The sequence below is a fragment of the Aeromicrobium sp. Leaf245 genome (assembly GCF_942548115.1).
Lineage (GTDB): Bacteria > Actinomycetota > Actinomycetes > Propionibacteriales > Nocardioidaceae > Aeromicrobium.
The window spans coordinates 2,117,145-2,133,606 of sequence record NZ_OW824151.1 but is presented as its reverse complement, the minus strand read 5'-3'; the positions used below and the strand labels follow the sequence as shown (position 1 = coordinate 2,133,606).

The following is a 16,462-nucleotide window of genomic DNA, read 5'->3' as shown; positions in this document are numbered from 1 at the left end:
AGCATGGCCGACAACACGTACGTCCTCGCCATCGACCAGGGCACCACCTCGACCCGCGCGATGATCTTCGACCACGCAGGATCGGTGGTGGCCGTCGACCAGGTCGAGCACGAGCAGATCTTCCCGCGAGCCGGGTGGGTCGAGCACGACGCGCTCGAGATCTGGACCAACACGCGCGACGTCATCGGCGGCGCCCTGGCCAAGGCGAACTTCAACAGCAAGAACATCGCCGCCGTCGGCATCACCAACCAGCGCGAGACCGCCCTCGTGTGGGACAAGTCCAACGGACAGCCGATCTACAACGCGATCGTCTGGCAGGACACCCGCACCCAGAAGATCGTCGACGGCCTGGCAGCCGACGGCGGGCTCGACCGCTACAAGGAGACGGTCGGGCTGCCGCTGGCCACCTACTTCTCCGGGCCCAAGGTCCGCTGGATCCTCGACCACGTCGAGGGCGCCCAGGAGCGCGCCGAGGCCGGCGAGCTGCTGTTCGGCAACATGGACACCTGGGTGCTGTGGAACCTCACGGGCGGCGCGGAGAACGACGGTGTCCACGTCACCGACGTCACCAACGCGAGCCGCACGCTGCTGATGGACCTCGAGACCCTGCAGTGGGACGAGAGCATCGCCGCCGACATGAACATCCCGCTGTCGATGCTGCCGGAGATCAGGTCGAGCTCGGAGGTGTACGGCGAGTGCAAGCCCGGCATCCTCAACGGCACCCCGGTCGCCGGCATCCTCGGCGACCAGCAGGCCGCGACCTTCGGGCAGGCCTGCCTGGAGAAGGGCGAGGCCAAGAACACCTACGGCACCGGCAACTTCATGCTGCTCAACACCGGCACCGAGGCCGTCCCGTCGGAGAACGGGCTGCTCACCACCGTCTGCTACAAGATCGGCGACGAGCCCACGGTGTACGCGCTCGAGGGCTCCATCGCGGTCACCGGGTCCCTCGTGCAGTGGGTCCGCGACAACCTCGGCCTCATCGGCAGCGCGCCGGAGATCGAGGACCTCGCGAAGCAGGTCGACGACAACGGCGGGGCGTACTTCGTACCGGCGTTCTCGGGCCTGTTCGCCCCGCACTGGCGCCCCGACGCACGTGGCGCCCTGGTGGGCCTGACGCGCTACGTGAACCGGGGCCACATCGCCCGGGCGGTGCTGGAGTCCACGGCGTACCAGACGCGCGAGGTGCTCGACGCCATGAACGCCGACTCCGGCGTCCCGCTCACCGAGCTGCGCGTCGACGGCGGCATGGTCGTCAACGAGACCCTCATGCAGTTCCAGGCCGACATCCTCGGCGTCGACGTCGTCCGCCCGAAGGTCGCCGAGACCACCGCGCTCGGCGCTGCGTACGCCGCGGGTCTGGCCGTCGGCTACTGGGAGAACGAGGACGACATCCGCACCAACTGGGGCGAGGACAAGCGGTGGACGCCGCAGATGCCCGAGGACGAGCGCGAGAAGTACTACCGCAGCTGGAAGAAGGCCGTCACCAAGACCCTCGACTGGGTCGACGACGACGTCGACTGAGGATCGGCCGAGCGGCCGGTGTCGTTCCTCCTGCCTAGAGTGGTGGCAGGAGGAACGATGTCCGACGACCCGCGGCGCCGAGCGGCGCACTACCGCCTCGGTGACGACCCGGCGCCCGACACGTCGCGCGCTCCCGACCCGGACGCCGCTGACGAGGGCGACGAGGGCGCGGGCCCCGCACGCGGGCGGCGCCCCGAGGACCAGGCTCTCTACGTCGACGGCCAGATCCGAGCCGCGATCGCCCGCGGCGACTTCGACGACCTGCCGCTGGCCGGCAAGCCGTTGCCGCCCCGGGTCTTCCGCCACGATCCCGACTGGTGGCTCAAGCAGCTGATCGAGCGCGAGAACGTCTCCGGCGTCCTGCCGCCCGCCCTGGCGCTGCGCAAGGAGGACGCCGAGCTCGACGACCTCCTCGACTCCACCGGCTCGGAGGAACGCGTCCGCGAGATGCTCGCGGACTTCAACCGTCGCGTCGTCGAGGCACGACGCCAGCTCCAGGGCGGTCCGCCGGTCATCACCCCGACCCGCGACGTCGACGACGAGGTGCGCGCCTGGCGCGAGCGCCTGCGCCGGCGGGCTGCGGCACGCCCGACCCCTCCCCCGCCCCGGCGGGTGTCGTGGCGCGATCGCCTCCGCGCCCGACGCGGCGGCGCGTGACCGACGAGGGGCTGGGCCGCACCTGGCGCAGCACCGCACCCCTCGACGTCTGGCGCACGTTGTCGACCCTGCGTCGCGGCCCCGCCGACCCCGCCTTCCGCGGCCGGGGTGCCGAGATCTGGCGCGCCACGCGACCGCCGTCGGGCCCGGCCACGCTCCACCTGCGCCAGCTGGACGCTCACGTCGTGGAGGCCGTGGCGTGGGGTCCGGGTGCGGCCGAGGTGCTCGACGAGCTGCCTGCGTGCCTCGGCGGGGACCAGCCGCACCGCCCTCCCCTGGCCCACCCCGTGGTCGCCGACGCCCATCGACGACACCCCGGGCTCCGGGTACCCCGCACCCGTCGGGTGGTCGAGGCGCTCGTCCCGGCGATCATCGAGCAGAAGGTCCTGGGTGCCGACGCCTTCCTCTCGTGGCGCCAGCTGCTCACACGGCACGGTGAGGTCCCGCCGGGTCCGGCGCCGTCGGGCATGCGGCTGCCGCTGACGGCCGAGGCATGGGCGGCGCTGCCCTCGTGGGAGTGGCACCGGGCCGGGGTCGACCCCAAGCGGTACCGGACGGTGCAGGCCGTCACGCGTCTGGGCGAGTCCCTCGAGCGACTCGCCGACCGCGAGCCCACCGACGCCTCGGCCGCCCTGCGGTCGCTGCCAGGAGTCGGCGTCTGGACCGCGGCCGAGGTCGGCTCGCGGGCCTTCGGCGACACCGACGCGGTGCCGTTCGGCGACTACCACCTGGCCAGCACGGTCGGGACCGCCCTGCTCGGTCACCGGCTCGAGCACGACCACGAGGTGGCGGAGGTGCTGGAGCCGTTCCGGCCCCACCGCTTCCTGGCGCTGCGCCTCATGCAGCTGAGCCCACACGTCCGGGTCGAGCGGCACGGGGCCCGCATGTCACGCGTCGACCACCGCGCCCGCTGAGGGATCTCACCGACGCCGCGCGTAGCGTGGCGTCGTGCCGTCCTGGTTCCGAGCCGCGCTCGCGCTCTTCGCCGTGGGATGGGGCGCGAACCAGTTCGCCGCCCTGCTGCCGGTGTACCGGGAGGTCGACGGAGCCACCGCCGGTCAGGTCACCGCGCTGTTCGGCGCCTACGCGGTGGGGCTGGTCCCCGCCCTGCTGCTCGTGGCCCCGGTCTCGGACCGGATCGGACGCGGCCGCGTCCTGCGCCCGGTGCTCGTGCTGTCCTTCGTCGCCACCGTCGTCCTGATGGTGGGCGGGCACTCGCTCACCCTGCTGCTCGTCGGTCGCCTCCTGGCCGGCGTCGCGAGCGGCGCCGCGTTCGCACCCGGCACCGCGTGGGTCAAGGAGCTGTCCGACGCCGCGCCCGGCACCGGTGCGCGCCGGGCGGCGATCGCGCTGTCGGCCGGGTTCGGCACCGGTCCGCTCGTCACCGGGGTGCTGGCGCAGTGGGCACCGGCGCCCACGGTGCTGCCGTACGTGCCGCACCTGGTGCTCACCGTCGCGGTCGCGGTGCTCCTGCGTCCGGCGCCGGAGCCCGATCCGGACGACGTCGCCACCAGCGATCCCGACGCCGCGACCCTGCGTCAGGTGCTCGGCTCGCGCCGGTTCCTGACCCAGGTCGTGCCGACGGCCCCGTGGGTGTTCGGCACGGCGACCCTCGCCTTCGCCACGCTGCCTGCGGTCGTCGACGTCCCCGGCCCGGCCTACGCGCTGGTCGGGGCGCTCGTCTTCCTGACCCTCGGCACCGGGGTCGCGCTGCAGCCGTACGGCCGCAGGCTCGCCACCGGCGTCACGCTCGCCGTGGGCATGGGAGCGGGTGTGGCCGGGTTCGGCGTGGGGGCGCTCGCCGCCACCACCGGCGCGTCCTGGCTGGTCGTCCCGGCCTGCATGCTGCTGGGCACGGCCTACGGCTTCGTCCTGGTGGCCGGACTCCGGACGGTCGAGACGATCACCCCGGCACGGGACCTGGCCACCGTGAACGCCGTCTTCTACAGCCTCACCTACGTCGGCTTCGCGGCGCCGTACCTCGCGACCCTGCTGCTGTCGTGGCTGGACGGCACCCAGACGATGCTGCTGCTCGCCGGTCTCACCGCGGCCTCCGCGCTCGTCGCAATCGCCGGTCGCCGCACCTCAGCGACCCGCTGAGCGGGCGATCCTCACCAGCTCCTCGGCGAGCTCGCTCGGTCGGGTCAGGGCGTTGAGGTGGCCGCCCGGCACCTCGGTCACCCCCAGGCCGAGCCGCTCCTGTGCGACGCGTCGTTGGAAGTCGGGCGGGAAGAGCCGGTCGTCGTCGGCGACGAGCACGACCGTGGGGACGTCGGGCCAGGCGTCGGCCGGCCAGACGGACCCGAAGGAGGCGTCGGACTCGTCGCGGTCCTGGTCAGCGACCTCGGTCAGCAGGTCGTCGGCGGCGTCATGGAAGAAGACCGCGAGCGGGTCGAAAGGAGCCTGAGGATCGCGACCGGCCGCCGCCTCGGCCTCGCGCCGGGCGCCCGAGAGGCCCACGGCCGACCACCACGCGCCGCCGGACTCGCCCGGGGACGGGATCATCGCGTTCAGCAGCACCAGCAGGTCGACCGGCTCGCGCGCGGCGGCCGCCGACGTGCTGAACCCGCCGAAGGACTGACCGACGAGCACCACGGGTCCAGGCGTCTCCCGCGCCGAGTGGATGGCGTCGACGACCAACGCCACGTAGCCGTCGAGGTCGACCGTCGGGTCCGGACCGGGGAGGTCGACGACCACGCACCGGTGGCCGGCGGCCTCGAGCAACGGGGTGAGCCGGCTCCAGCTCCACGGTGCCCCTCCCGCGCCGGGGACGAGGACGAAGGTGGCCGGTCCGCTCATCGGAAGCGGTCGGGGTCGCCGGCGCCCTCGCGGACGATCTCGGGGACGCCGTCCACGAAGTCGACCACCGTGGTGGGCTCGGCGACCACGTCGCCGGACTCCACCACCGCGTCGACGAGGTGGTCCAGCTCCTCCTTCACCAGCCAGCCCTCGGTCATGGGCTCGTCGTGGTCGGGCAGGATCAACGTGCTCGACAGGATGGGCTCCCCCAGCGACTCCAGGAGCGCGCGCACGACCACGTGGTCGGGGATCCGCACGCCCACCGTCTTCTTCTTCGGGTGCAGCATCCGCCGGGGAACCTCGCGGGTGGCCGGCAGGATGAACGTGTACGGGCCGGGCGTCGCGCTCTTGACGGCACGGAAGATCGCGTTGTCGACGTGCACCAGCTGGCCGAGCTGGGCGAAGTCCTTGCACACGAGCGTGAAGTGGTGCTTGTCGTCGAGCCGACGGATGCTGCGGATCCGGTCCAGGGCCTCCTGGTTCCCGGGCGCGGCGCCGAGGGCGTAGCCGGAGTCCGTCGGATAGGCGATCAGACCGCCGTCGCGCAGGATCGCGGTGGCCTGCTCGACCGCGCGGGGCTGGGGGTTCTCCGGGTGGATCTCGAGGTAGCGCGCCATGGCTCGACCCTACGAGCCCGGTGGCGTCCGGTCACCCCCGTCACCGCGACCACGATTGCCAAGAGATCTTTGCAAAGACTCCTTTGTGATCTAGGCTCGCGTCGTGACCGACGAGCGCGACCTCCCGACCGCCGACAGCGTCACCCCGTCCCCCACGGGACTGCGAGCCCTCAGCCACCCGCTGCGCCTGCGCCTGCTCGGTCTGCTGCGGCTCGAGGGACCCGCCACCGCGTCCGAGCTCGCCGCGCGGACCGGGACGTCGTCGGGAGCGACCTCGTACCACCTGCGCCAGCTCGCGGTGCACGGCTTCGTCGAGGACGCCGGCGACGACGTCGACGCCCGGACCCGGCGGTGGCGTGCCTCGCACCGCAGCACGTCGACCGGCAGCCCCCGCGATGCCGACGAGCTCGCAGCCGTCGACGCCTTCGCCCAGGCGGTCGCGGTCGTGCACGCCGAGCAGATGCAGCGCGCCGTCGAGGAGTTCTCTCTGCTGCCCCAGGCCTGGCGCTCGGCCTCGACCCTGAGCGACTACGTGCGGCGCCTGCGCCCCGAGACGGCCCAGCGGCTCGTCGAACGGCTGGAGGCGGTGCTCGAGGAGGTGCAGGACGAGGACCACCCCGAGGCCCGTCCCGTCGTGGTGCGCCTGCACGCCAACCCCTGGCCCGGGAGCGTGACGGGAACGTGACCAGGCGTCCGCTCACCGACCGGGGTCGGCGGGTCCTGGCCGCCTGGCTGCTCGCCGACGCCCTCGCGCTCACCGGGACGCGGCTGGCCGCGGTCGCTCTCCCCTGGCTCGCCCTCACGACCACGGGCTCCGCCACCGCGGCGGGCGTGGTGGCCTTCGCCGAGCTCGCTCCCCTCGTCGTGGCGAAGGTGCTGTCGGGGCCGGCCATCGACCGCCTCGGCGCCCGGCGCGTGGCGGTCGGCTGCGACGCCGCGAGCGCGTTCACGGTCGCCGCCATCCCCGCGCTGCACCATCTCGACGCGCTCTCCTTCCCCGCACTCCTCGTGCTCGTCGCCGCCACCGGCGCCCTGCGCGGTCCGGCCGACGCCGCCCGGCACAGCCTCGTCCCGGTGCTCGCGGAGTCCACGCGACAGCCCATGGAGCGCGTCACGGGGCTGGCGTCCACGGTCGAGCGCACCTCGAGCCTCGTGGGCGCGGCGCTGGCAGCGGGCCTGGTCGCCCTCGTGGGCGCCGCGGACGCCCTGGCCGTGAATGCCGCGGGGCTCGCGCTCGCGGCTGTCGTCCTGGGCCTCGGAGCCCGCTCGGTCGGCCGTGGCGTGCCGGCCGACGACGATCCCCACTCCTACCTCGCGCGGCTGCGCGCGGGGTGGCAGTTCCTGCGCCGCGACCCCGTGATCCTGGCGCTCACGGTCATGATCGCGTTCACCAACCTGCTGGACGTCGCGTTCACCGCGGTCCTCCTGCCCGTCTGGGCCGTCGAGACCGGGCCCGGGGTCGGCGCGGTGGGACTGCTGCTCGCGGTCATGGCGGGGACGTCGGTCGTCGGCTCGCTCGTGGCGGCCGCGTGGGCCGACCGGATGCCCCGGTTCGCCGTCTACGTCGTCGCGTTCGTGGTGTGCGGCCTGCCCCGGTTCGCCGTGCTCGCCTGGTCCGACGTCACCTCGGCACCGGTGGTCGTCATGGCCGTGGCCGGACTCGCCTCCGGGTTCCTCAACCCGGTCGTGGGAGCCGTGTTCTTCGAGCGCATCCCGCGGCACCTCGTGGGCCGGGTCGGCGCGATGTCGACCGCCGTGGCCTGGGGCCTGATGCCGTTCGGGGGTCTCGTGGGCAGCGCCCTGCTCGCCCTGCTGGACCTGCGGGCCGCCCTCCTGGTGGCCGGCGTGCTCTACCTCGTGACCACGCTGGCGCCGGTCGTGGACCGTCGCTTCCGGGCCATGGACCGCGTGCCCGTCGAGGTGTCCTAGCGCACCTGTCCACGATGCGGCGACCGCTCTCACCGCTCGGGACCCCCGCCTACGCTGGGACCATGTCCGAGACCATCCCGCCCGCGGGACCGACGCTCGCCGAGCGTCGCGCCCGTCAGGTCGCCCACGACGAGGCCCGCGTGGAGCACCACCGCACCCGCGAGGCCGTGCTCGGCCCGCGACGCGACCCGGCCACCCTGCGCGCCGTCGCCGAGCAGGCCGAGGCCCGGTTCGCCGACCAGCCGGCCGGCCCGGACGGCACCCGCGCGGTGCTCGCCTGGGTCGCGGAGGAGTTCGGGTACCGCACGGCAGTCGCGTGCTCCATGGCCGACGCCGTGCTCCCCCACGTGGTCGCGCAGCACCTGCCCTGGGTCGACACGCTGTTCCTCGAGACGGGGTACCACTTCGCCGAGACGATCGGCACCCGCGACGCCGTCGAGTCGTCGATGGAGCTCACGATCGTCGACGTCAAGCCGCGCCAGAGCGTGGCCGAGCAGGACGCCGAGCACGGCAAGGACCTCTTCGCCCGCGACCCGGGCCTGTGCTGCCACCTGCGCAAGGTCGAGCCGCTCACCCGCACCCTCGGCGCGTACGAGGTGTGGATCACGGGCGTCCGCCGCGACGAGGGCCCGACGCGTGCCGACACGCCGCTCGTCACCTGGGACGAGAAGAACCAGCTGGTCAAGGTAAACCCGCTCGCGGCGTGGACCTTCGACGAGGTGCTCGCCTACGCCGACGAGCACGACGTGATCGTCAACCCGCTCGTCAACGACGGCTACCCCTCCATCGGGTGCGCGCCGTGCACCCGGCGGGTCGCCCCGGGCGAGGATCCCCGCGCCGGCCGCTGGGCCGGCGTCGACAAGACCGAGTGCGGCCTGCACACGTGAGCACCCCCGCGCGACCACCGAGATCGAGAAGGAACGCATGACCGTCGTCGACGAGGCGCCCGGCACGGCCGGCCGCCCGACCTACCGGCTCGACCAGCTCTCCTGGTTGGAGTCGGAGGCCATCCACATCATCCGCGAGGTGGCGGCGGAGTTCGAGCGGCCCGTGCTGCTCTTCTCCGGCGGCAAGGACTCGGTCGTCATGCTGCACCTGGCCACCAAGGCCTTCTGGCCGGCGCCGGTGCCGTTCCCGGTCATGCATGTCGACACGGGGCACAACTTCCCCGAGGTGCTCGCGTTCCGCGACGCCACGGTCGAGCGGCTCGGCCTGCGCCTCGAGGTCGCGTCGGTGCAGGACTACATCGACGACGGCCGTCTTCGCGAGCGCAGCGACGGCACCCGCAACCAGCTGCAGACCCAGCCGCTGCTCGACGGGATCACCGACCACAAGTTCGACGCGGTCTTCGGCGGCGGCCGTCGCGACGAGGAGAAGGCCCGCGCCAAGGAGCGGGTGTTCAGCCTGCGCGACGAGTTCGGCCAGTGGGACCCCCGCAACCAGCGCCCCGAGCTGTGGAACCTCTACAACGGCCGCCACCGTCCGGGTGAGCACGTGCGGGTCTTCCCGCTGAGCAACTGGACCGAGCTCGACGTCTGGCAGTACATCGCCGCCGAGGACATCGCGCTGCCGGAGCTCTACTACGCGCACGAGCGCGACGTCTTCGAGCGCGACGGGATGCTCGTCAGCGTCAGCGACGTCTCGCAGCCGCGGCCCGGCGAGACCGTCGAGCGCCGACTGGTCCGCTACCGCACCGTCGGCGACATGTCCTGCACCGGTGCGGTCGAGAGCGACGCCGCCACCGTCGACGACGTCGTGGTCGAGGTCGCGGCCACGCGTCTGACCGAGCGGGGAGCCACCCGGGCCGACGACCGCGCGTCCGAGGCCGCCATGGAGGACCGCAAGAAGGAGGGGTACTTCTGATGCGCACGCTTCCCACCAAGACGCTTCCCACCAAGACGCTGCTCAGGCTCGCCACGGCCGGCTCCGTCGACGACGGCAAGTCGACGCTCGTCGGTCGACTCCTCTACGACTCCAAGTCGGTGCTCGCCGACCAGTTCGACGCCGTCGAGCGGGTCAGCCGCGACCGCGGCCTCGCCTCCGCCGACCTGGCGCTGCTGACCGACGGCCTGCGCTCGGAGCGCGAGCAGGGCATCACGATCGACGTGGCCTACCGGTACTTCGCGACCGCCGAGCGGTCGTTCATCCTCGCTGACTGCCCCGGGCACGTGCAGTACACACGCAACACCGTCACCGGCGCCAGCACTGCCGACGTCGTGGTGCTGCTCGTCGACGCCCGCAAGGGGCTGCAGGAGCAGACCCGTCGGCACCTCGCGGTCGCGTCGCTGCTGCGGGTGCCGCACGTGGTCGTGGTGGTCAACAAGATCGACCTGGTCGGCTTCGACGAGGCCACCTATGAGCGCGTCGCGCACGAGGTCGTCACCTCGGCGGCGTCCCTGGGTCTCACCGACGTCACCACGATCCCGGTGTCCGCCCTCGACGGCGACAACGTGGTGGAGCGGTCGGTGCGCACCCCCTGGTACGACGGCCCGAGCCTCCTCACGTTCCTGGAGACGCTCTCGCCCGCGGGCGAGCCGCACTCCGAGCCCCTGCGCTTCCCCGTCCAGCTCGTCATCCGGCCTCAGGCGGCCGGCGGCGAGGAGCACCGCGACTACCGCGGGTACGCGGGGCAGATCGCGTCGGGTCTCGTCCGCCCGGGCGACCCGGTCACGGTGCTGCCGAGCGGCCGCACGAGCACCGTCGCCGCCATCGACACGGCCGACGGCGAGCTGACGGAGGCCTTCGCACCGCAGTCGGTCACCCTGCGGCTCACCGACGACGTCGACGTCGCGCGCGGAGACCTCATCGTCACCTCCCGCAGCGTCCCGTCGCTCACCCAGGACGTGGACGGCACGATCGCCTGGCTCGCCGACCACTCGCTGGCGCCGCGGACGAAGGTCCTCGTGAAGCACGGCACCAGGACGGTGCAGGCGATGGTCACCGAGATCACCGGCCGGCTCGACCTCGAGACCGCCAGCCTCGACGCGGCCGACCGCCTGGAGCTCAACGACATCGGCCACGTGCGCCTGAGGTTGGCCTCGCCCGTCCCGGCCGAGGAGTACCTGCACGCCCGCGCAGGTGGCTCGTTCCTGCTCGTCGACGCCCAGGACGGCACGACCCTCGCGGCCGGCATGGTCGGCGACGCGTTGCTCGCGACCGCCTCGGTCTGATCATGCCGCTGCCGCTGACCCTGCGCCCCGAGGGACGCCGTGTGGTGGTCGTCGGGGGTGGCAACGTGGCGACCCGACGGGTCCACGCCCTGCTGGCAGCCGAGGCCGACCTCGTGGTGGTCTCCCCCACGGTGAGCGCACGCATCCGGGAGCTCGCGGTCGAGGGCCGACTGGCCTGGATCGAGCGTGGGTACCGCCCGGGCGACCTCGACGGCGCCTGGCTCGTGCAGACCGCCACCGACACCCCGGTCGACGACCAGGTGGCCGCCGACGCCGAGCAGGCACGCGTGTGGTGCCTGAAGGGGGGCGACCCCGACGGGGCGACCGCCTGGATGCCGGCGGTCGCCGCGGTCGACGACGTGCACGTCGCGGTCAGCGGCGGTGGCGACGCCCGTCGAGCCTCCACGCTGCGCGACGCCGTCGCGGCGGCCCTGCAGTCCGGCGACCTCCCGCTGCGGCACCGGACCCACCACCCCGAGGGCTTCGTGGCCCTCGTGGGCGGGGGCCCCGGCAGCGCCGACCTCCTGACCACGCGCGGGCGGCGTCTTCTCGCCGAGGCCGACGTCGTGGTGGTCGACCGGCTCGCCCCGCTCGACGTGCTCGCGGAGCTGCCGGCCGACGTCGAGGTGATCGACGTGGGCAAGCTGCCCGACCACCACCCGGTCCCGCAGGACGAGATCAACCGGCTCCTCGTCGAGCGCGCCCGCGCCGGCAAGGTCGTCGTGCGGCTCAAGGGCGGGGATCCCTACGTGCTCGGTCGCGGCGGCGAGGAGCGCCTGGCGTGCGAGGCCGCCGGGGTGGCCGTGGAGGTCGTCCCCGGGGTCACGAGCGCGATCGCCGTGCCGGCGGCTGCCGGCATCCCCGTGACCCATCGCGGCGTGGCCACGGGGTTCAGCGTGGTCACGGCCCACGACGAGCTCGGTGAGCTGCCCGTGTCCCCGGGCCACACGATCGTGATGCTCATGGGCGTGCGCCGGCTCGCCGAGAGCGCGCACAGCCTCGTCGCGGCGGGGCACGCGCCCGGCACACCGGTGGCGGTGGTCGAGCGTGGCTTCGCCCCCGACCAGCGCACGACCGTCGGCACCCTCGGCACGATCGCCGACCTCTGCGTCCAGCGGGGAGTCCGCTCCCCCGCCGTCACCGTCGTGGGCGAGGTCGTGCGGCTCTCCCCCGACTGGGCCTCCTGACACGACCCCCACCACACGTCACCATGACGACATGAGGTCCGCCCGCGTCGTCGTCGTCGGTGGCGTCGCGCTGCTCGCCGCGCTCCTCCCGGCCTGCAGCCCGGACCCGCAGGACGCTCCACTGCCCGACGGCGTGAGCGCCCTCGTCGACCAGGGCCGCATGCAGCGTCAGGACCGTGGGGCGTTCGTGCGGATCAGCAACCGCAGCGACCGCGACCTGGTCGTCTCCGACCTGGTGCTGACCTCCAGCCGCTCCCGCGCCGTCGTCTGGACCGGCACCGAGACGGTGGGAGCGGGGTACGACACCGACGTGGTCGTCACGCTCCCCCGTGGGCGGTGCGGTGGCACGACGCGTTACACCGTGACCCTGACCTACCGGGTCGGTGACGGCGGCGAACGACGATCCACCCTCGCCGTCGAGGACCGCTACGGGGCCGTGACGCGGGTCCTGGACGGCGACTGCGCCCGCGCGACGCTGGAAGGAGCCGCGCGGCTGGACGTCGGCCTGCCGGTGGAGGACGGCGGTGCACTGCGCATCCCGGTCACGCTCACGCCGCGCGACCGGGCGAGCGCGGTCCGGATCGTGGGCTACCGCCCCACGCCGCTCGTCCGGCCCACCCGTGGGTCCGCGACCGACGTGGCGGTCGGTGGCGCTCCGGTACGCGCCGACCCCGTCCTCGAGCCGGCGCGCTGCGACCCGCACGCGATCGCCGAGGACAAGGTGGGTCGCCTCGTCCCCGTCGAGGTCTCCGCTCCCGGTCTAGCCGACGGGACCACCTTCGTCCTGCCGCTCGACCGGCAGCGCCGGACCGCGATCCTCGACTACGTGCGGTCGGCCTGCGGCCTGGACTGAGCCTGGCCCGCGGTGCGGTGCAGCCACCACAGGCCCACGAACGGCAGCACCAGGGGGATGTACCCGTACCCGGCACCGAAGTCGGACCACACCGTCTGGTCGGGGAACAGCGCACCGTCGACGAGCGACAGCACACCGACGCCGAGCACCCCCACCAGCTCGAAGCCCACGGCGGCGACGGCCAGCCGGTGCCGGTCCGTCGCGAGCGCCACGGTCGCCACGACGTAGACGACGCCGGCGACGGCGGAGAGGGTGTAGGCCACCGGGGCCTCGTCCGCCTTCACGAGGAGCTGGTAGACCGACCGTGCCGTGGCCGCGACGGCGAAGACCGCGTAGACGGCGACGAGGGCGCGGCCCGGCCCGGTGGACGTGCGACCCGGCGACGGGGCGGACGACTCAGACATAGGTTCCCTTCCAGATGCCCAGGAGCCGCACCATGAGGGCGGCCACGGTCAGGAGCGCCACCACGACGACCCCCGTGCCCCAGCGACTCTTCTCGGCGATCCCCCAGAGGACGGCCGCCGGCGGGATCACCACGACGGTCACGAGGTAGGAGACGAAGAGCCCACCCGCGACGTCGCGGTCCGTGCCGGCCAGCGCCACGAAGGCCCCGACCATCACCACGAGGAGCACGACCTCCAGCACGGCGACGGCGTAGAAGAGCGGGTTGCCGAACGGGGCGTCCCGGACCGTGTGGCCCGCCGCGAACACGGCCACCACGGTCGCGAGGAGTGCCACGCCGTAGGCGATCGTGTCGGTCACGTCAGGCTGGTCCTCTGGTGGCGTCGTCGTCGTGGTCGTGGCGGCCGTCCGCCCGTGCGCCGACGATCCGCAGGACCGAGTCTTCCACGAACGCGTTCCAGGCCCGCACCCGCCGGAACATGTAGTGCCCGGCGCCGGCGAGCGACTCCCAGGTGGCCTCGGTGGCCACCCGTCGAGCACGTTCCACGAAGTCGGCGCTGAGCCGTGCCGACGTCCACCGGTCCATCGTGCCGTGCAGGACGTGCAGGGCACGTCCGGAGAGCGCGCCCACGGGCTCACCCTGCGGCAGCCACGGCGCCAGGGCCACGACACCGACCACCGAGGGGTCGTCGGCCGCGCGGCACGCGGTGCGCCCACCCATCGAGTGCCCGACGAGGACGACCGGCAGGTCGCCGTGCCGCTCGCGGAGCTCGGAGAGAGCCGAGCGCGCGTCGGCCACGGGCCACGGGCGGGCCGCGTCGTTCCATCCGCGTGCGCGGTACTGCAGCAGGTGCACCGCCAGGTGCTCTCGGCGAGCGGTGCGCGCGAACGCCTTCGACAGCAGGGCCATCCGCCACCAGCTCGCGTGCCGGTTGCGCACCGGCTCCTCGCTCTGCTGCCGGCCTCCGTGCAGCATCAGCACGACGGCCCTCGGCCGCTGGGGGACGTGCACGTCGTCCAGGCGACCCGATCGCTGCTCGGCGTCCATGCGTCCACGGTGGCACAGCGGGACCACGGTCGCAGGGCGAGCAGAGGGTCCCGCCTAGGATGTTGTGAGAACTCCTCCCCTGCACCACCCATCCGACTCGAAGGCAGCCGCGAATGGCACGTAGAAGCTTGTTCGGGAAGGAGTCGCGCATGAGCCAGTCAGCAGCCGATCGGCTCGCCGCCGTTCCCGAGTCCCAGGAACCCGTCGAGCCCGACGACCTCTTGGTCCTCGTCGCACGAGGGGACGAGACGGCCTTCGCCGCTCTCTACGACGCCCTGGGTGCCACCGTGTTCGGGATGGCCCGCCGGGTCATCCGCGACCCCGCGCGGGCCGAGGAGGTCGCCCAGGAGGTCTTCCTCCAGGTCTGGCAGACCGCCGCCCGCTTCGACCCGGCCCGTGGCAGTGCCAAGAGCTGGGTGCTGACGCTGGCCCACCGCCGCGCGGTCGACGCCGTCCGGCACGACCAGGCCGCCACCAACCGCGAGAACAGCTACGACTGGTCCCCCGGCGTCGACCACGACCAGGTGCTCGAGACCGTCACGGTGCGGCTGGAGCACGAGCAGGTGCGTCGCTGCCTGGAGGGACTCACCGACCTGCAGCGCGAGGCCGTCAACCTCGCGTACTACCAGGGATACACGTACGCGGAGGTCGCCCAGGTGCTCGACGCCAACCCGGCCACCGTCAAGACCCGCATGCGCGACGGGCTGATCCGCCTGCGCGACTGCCTCGGGGTGGAGGCCTCATGACCACCGATCTGCACGGACTCGCCGCGCCGTACGCGCTCGACGCCCTCGACCCCCACGAGCGGGGCCGCTTCGAGGCCCACCTCGACCAGTGTGCCGAGTGCAGGCAGGAGCTCCGCGGCTTCCACCTGACCGCTGCACGCCTGGCCGAGGCCGAGGCCGACAGTCCGCCGCTCGCCCTGCGCGACCGGCTCCTGGCCGAGGTGGCCACCACCGCCCAGGAGCGGCCGGTGGTCACGTCGATCGCCCAGCACAGCCGGGTGCGGCGAGCCGTGCCCCGCCTGCTGGTCGCGGCGTCCTTCCTGGTGGCCGCGGTGTCCGTCGGTGGGTACCTCGTGGAGCACGACCGGGCCGAGGAGCTGCGGGCCGACACCGCAGGCATCAGCGCGGTCATGGTGGCCGACGACGCGACCATGCTGGACGGGAGCGTGCGCACCGGGGGCACGATGCGCATCGTCGCCTCCCCGTCGCACGACGCGGCCGTCGTCATGGGCACCGATCTCGAGACGCTCGACGACGACCACGTCTACCAGGTCTGGGCGATGCACGACGGGATCCCGCGCTCCGTCGGCGTCCTCGGACGCGGAGCCGGGATGATGTACGCGAAGTCGATCAGCGGTGCCGACGCGTTCGCCGTCACCGTCGAGCCCGACGGAGGGTCGCCGGCCCCGACGACCGACCCGGTCGCCGAGATGGACGCCTGAGGCTCGACGCCCCTGCTCGACCCTGGCGGTCGGCCGGTCGGCGCGGTACGTCACGATGACGTTCGTGTCCGACCCGATCGTGCTCGTCTCCCCCGCCATGGCCGTGCCGTCGCGCTTCTACCGGCCCCTCGTCGCCGCCTTCGAGGACGTGGGGTGGCAGGCGCGCGCGCTCGGCCGACGAGGTTTCGAGCCGGACACCCCGGTCGCCTCCCGCTCGGCCGACTGGTCCTACGGCGACGAGATCGCCGACCTCGCCGACGCGGTCTCGGCCGCCCGTCGTGAGGACCCCGAGCGCCCCGTCCTGCTGATGGGCCACAGCCTCGGGGCGCAGCTCGCGATCGGCCTGCAGAGCAGCGCCGACCCCGGACGCACGGCCGACGGCCTCGTGCTCGTCGGCGCCTCCGTCCCGCACCACCGGTACTACCCCTACGGAGGGCTGCCGATGCTGGCGTTCGCCTCGGCCATCCCCGTCCTCGCCCGGGTCCTGGGGCACCTGCCCAAGCCTGCGTTCGGCGCACCCGGTGCCGCCACGCTCATGCGGGAGTGGGCGCACTTCGTGCGCACCGGCGAGCCTCCGTTCGACGCCTCGTCCAAGGTGTCGACGCCGACCTTCGTCGTGCACCTCCAGGCCGACGCCTACGCCGTGTCGGCGGCCAACAAGCGCTTCATCGAGCTGTTCTGCGAGCCGTCGGCGGTCACCCGCTGGGTGTACACGCAGGACGCCACCCCCGACGGCGGGACCACCGACCACGTGCAGTGGGTGCGTCACCCCTCCGTCGTGGTCGACCGGGTCGTCCGTTGGTGGGGCGACGCGGCCGACCGACGCTGA

19 protein-coding genes are annotated in these 16,462 nt (G+C 73.4%); 14 read left to right on the top strand and 5 right to left on the bottom strand.

Annotation, left to right across the window (positions count from 1 at the left end; genetic code table 11):
* The first annotated feature begins 3 nt into the window (after nucleotides 1-3).
* From glpK to NBW76_RS10555, 4 genes are read left to right on the top strand one after another with little or no spacing between them, the layout of a single operon-like run.
* Nucleotides 4-1,524, top strand: a complete 1,521-nt coding sequence (gene glpK, locus NBW76_RS10570) for a glycerol kinase GlpK (RefSeq protein ID WP_056554692.1) — start codon at nucleotides 4-6, stop codon at nucleotides 1,522-1,524.
* Between the two features lie 57 nt (nucleotides 1,525-1,581).
* Complete coding sequence (locus tag NBW76_RS10565; protein WP_056554695.1) at nucleotides 1,582-2,181, top strand: DUF1992 domain-containing protein; 600 nt, start codon at nucleotides 1,582-1,584, stop codon at nucleotides 2,179-2,181.
* Entirely contained in the window at nucleotides 2,178-3,095 is a 918-nt protein-coding gene (locus NBW76_RS10560) for a DNA-3-methyladenine glycosylase (protein WP_056554698.1), read from the top strand. Before NBW76_RS10565 ends, NBW76_RS10560 begins: the two co-directional genes overlap by 4 nt.
* Before the next feature lie 34 nt (nucleotides 3,096-3,129).
* The gene (locus NBW76_RS10555; RefSeq protein WP_056554701.1) at nucleotides 3,130-4,281 is read left to right on the top strand and encodes an MFS transporter; all 1,152 of its coding nucleotides are present in this window, start codon (nucleotides 3,130-3,132) and stop codon (nucleotides 4,279-4,281) included.
* On the opposite strand, the gene NBW76_RS10550 is transcribed toward NBW76_RS10555, so the two are convergent.
* Entirely contained in the window at nucleotides 4,267-4,980 is a 714-nt protein-coding gene (locus NBW76_RS10550) for an alpha/beta fold hydrolase (RefSeq protein WP_056554704.1), read from the bottom strand. The two genes, NBW76_RS10555 and NBW76_RS10550, sit on opposite strands and share 15 nt — an antisense overlap.
* Entirely contained in the window at nucleotides 4,977-5,597 is a 621-nt protein-coding gene (locus tag NBW76_RS10545) for an L-threonylcarbamoyladenylate synthase (RefSeq protein ID WP_055968315.1), read from the bottom strand. Before NBW76_RS10545 ends, NBW76_RS10550 begins: the two co-directional genes overlap by 4 nt.
* 103 nt (nucleotides 5,598-5,700) lie before the next feature.
* Here NBW76_RS10545 and NBW76_RS10540 point away from each other — a divergent pair, with 103 nt between their 5' ends.
* The 7 genes from NBW76_RS10540 (at nucleotide 5,701) to NBW76_RS10510 (ending at nucleotide 12,736) form a co-directional block, all read left to right on the top strand.
* A complete protein-coding gene (locus NBW76_RS10540; protein ID WP_056554707.1) occupies nucleotides 5,701-6,282 on the top strand; it encodes a winged helix-turn-helix domain-containing protein in 582 nt (193 codons plus the stop codon).
* Nucleotides 6,279-7,526: an MFS transporter gene (locus NBW76_RS10535; protein ID WP_056554710.1), complete on the top strand. Its 1,248-nt coding sequence runs from the start codon at nucleotides 6,279-6,281 to the stop codon at nucleotides 7,524-7,526. Before NBW76_RS10540 ends, NBW76_RS10535 begins: the two co-directional genes overlap by 4 nt.
* Before the next feature lie 62 nt (nucleotides 7,527-7,588).
* The gene (locus tag NBW76_RS10530; RefSeq protein ID WP_082481945.1) at nucleotides 7,589-8,413 is read left to right on the top strand and encodes a phosphoadenylyl-sulfate reductase; all 825 of its coding nucleotides are present in this window, start codon (nucleotides 7,589-7,591) and stop codon (nucleotides 8,411-8,413) included.
* A gap of 37 nt (nucleotides 8,414-8,450) precedes the next feature.
* Nucleotides 8,451-9,389, top strand: coding sequence for a sulfate adenylyltransferase subunit CysD (gene cysD, locus NBW76_RS10525; RefSeq protein ID WP_055968321.1), 939 nt, complete (start codon nucleotides 8,451-8,453; stop codon nucleotides 9,387-9,389).
* On the top strand, nucleotides 9,389-10,696 hold the full coding sequence (locus tag NBW76_RS10520; RefSeq protein WP_055968323.1) for a sulfate adenylyltransferase subunit 1: 1,308 nt from the start codon (nucleotides 9,389-9,391) through the stop codon (nucleotides 10,694-10,696). Before cysD ends, NBW76_RS10520 begins: the two co-directional genes overlap by 1 nt.
* A gap of 2 nt (nucleotides 10,697-10,698) precedes the next feature.
* Nucleotides 10,699-11,883, top strand: coding sequence for a uroporphyrinogen-III C-methyltransferase (gene cobA, locus NBW76_RS10515; RefSeq protein ID WP_056554714.1), 1,185 nt, complete (start codon nucleotides 10,699-10,701; stop codon nucleotides 11,881-11,883).
* Nucleotides 11,884-11,914: 31 nt separating this feature from the next.
* The gene (locus NBW76_RS10510; protein ID WP_056554718.1) at nucleotides 11,915-12,736 is read left to right on the top strand and encodes a hypothetical protein; all 822 of its coding nucleotides are present in this window, start codon (nucleotides 11,915-11,917) and stop codon (nucleotides 12,734-12,736) included.
* Here NBW76_RS10510 and NBW76_RS10505 read toward each other — a convergent pair.
* From NBW76_RS10505 to NBW76_RS10495, 3 genes are read right to left on the bottom strand one after another with little or no spacing between them, the layout of a single operon-like run.
* Nucleotides 12,706-13,140 carry a hypothetical protein gene (locus NBW76_RS10505; RefSeq protein WP_055968329.1) on the bottom strand — a complete coding sequence of 145 codons (435 nt, stop codon included), beginning with the start codon at nucleotides 13,138-13,140 and terminating at the stop codon, nucleotides 12,706-12,708. The two genes, NBW76_RS10510 and NBW76_RS10505, sit on opposite strands and share 31 nt — an antisense overlap.
* The gene (locus NBW76_RS10500; protein ID WP_056554721.1) at nucleotides 13,133-13,498 is read right to left on the bottom strand and encodes a hypothetical protein; all 366 of its coding nucleotides are present in this window, start codon (nucleotides 13,496-13,498) and stop codon (nucleotides 13,133-13,135) included. Before NBW76_RS10500 ends, NBW76_RS10505 begins: the two co-directional genes overlap by 8 nt.
* 1 nt (nucleotide 13,499) lies before the next feature.
* Nucleotides 13,500-14,186 (bottom strand): alpha/beta hydrolase, encoded by a 687-nt coding sequence (locus NBW76_RS10495; RefSeq protein WP_056554724.1) that lies wholly within the window; start codon nucleotides 14,184-14,186, stop codon nucleotides 13,500-13,502.
* A 149-nt stretch (nucleotides 14,187-14,335) separates the two neighbouring features.
* Between NBW76_RS10495 and sigK the strand changes: the two genes are divergently transcribed.
* The 3 genes from sigK (at nucleotide 14,336) to NBW76_RS10480 (ending at nucleotide 16,462) form a co-directional block, all read left to right on the top strand.
* Nucleotides 14,336-14,932: an ECF RNA polymerase sigma factor SigK gene (sigK, locus tag NBW76_RS10490; protein ID WP_055968337.1), complete on the top strand. Its 597-nt coding sequence runs from the start codon at nucleotides 14,336-14,338 to the stop codon at nucleotides 14,930-14,932.
* Nucleotides 14,929-15,633: an anti-sigma factor domain-containing protein gene (locus NBW76_RS10485; protein ID WP_055968339.1), complete on the top strand. Its 705-nt coding sequence runs from the start codon at nucleotides 14,929-14,931 to the stop codon at nucleotides 15,631-15,633. Before sigK ends, NBW76_RS10485 begins: the two co-directional genes overlap by 4 nt.
* A 64-nt stretch (nucleotides 15,634-15,697) precedes the next feature.
* Complete coding sequence (locus NBW76_RS10480; RefSeq protein WP_235492971.1) at nucleotides 15,698-16,462, top strand: alpha/beta fold hydrolase; 765 nt, start codon at nucleotides 15,698-15,700, stop codon at nucleotides 16,460-16,462.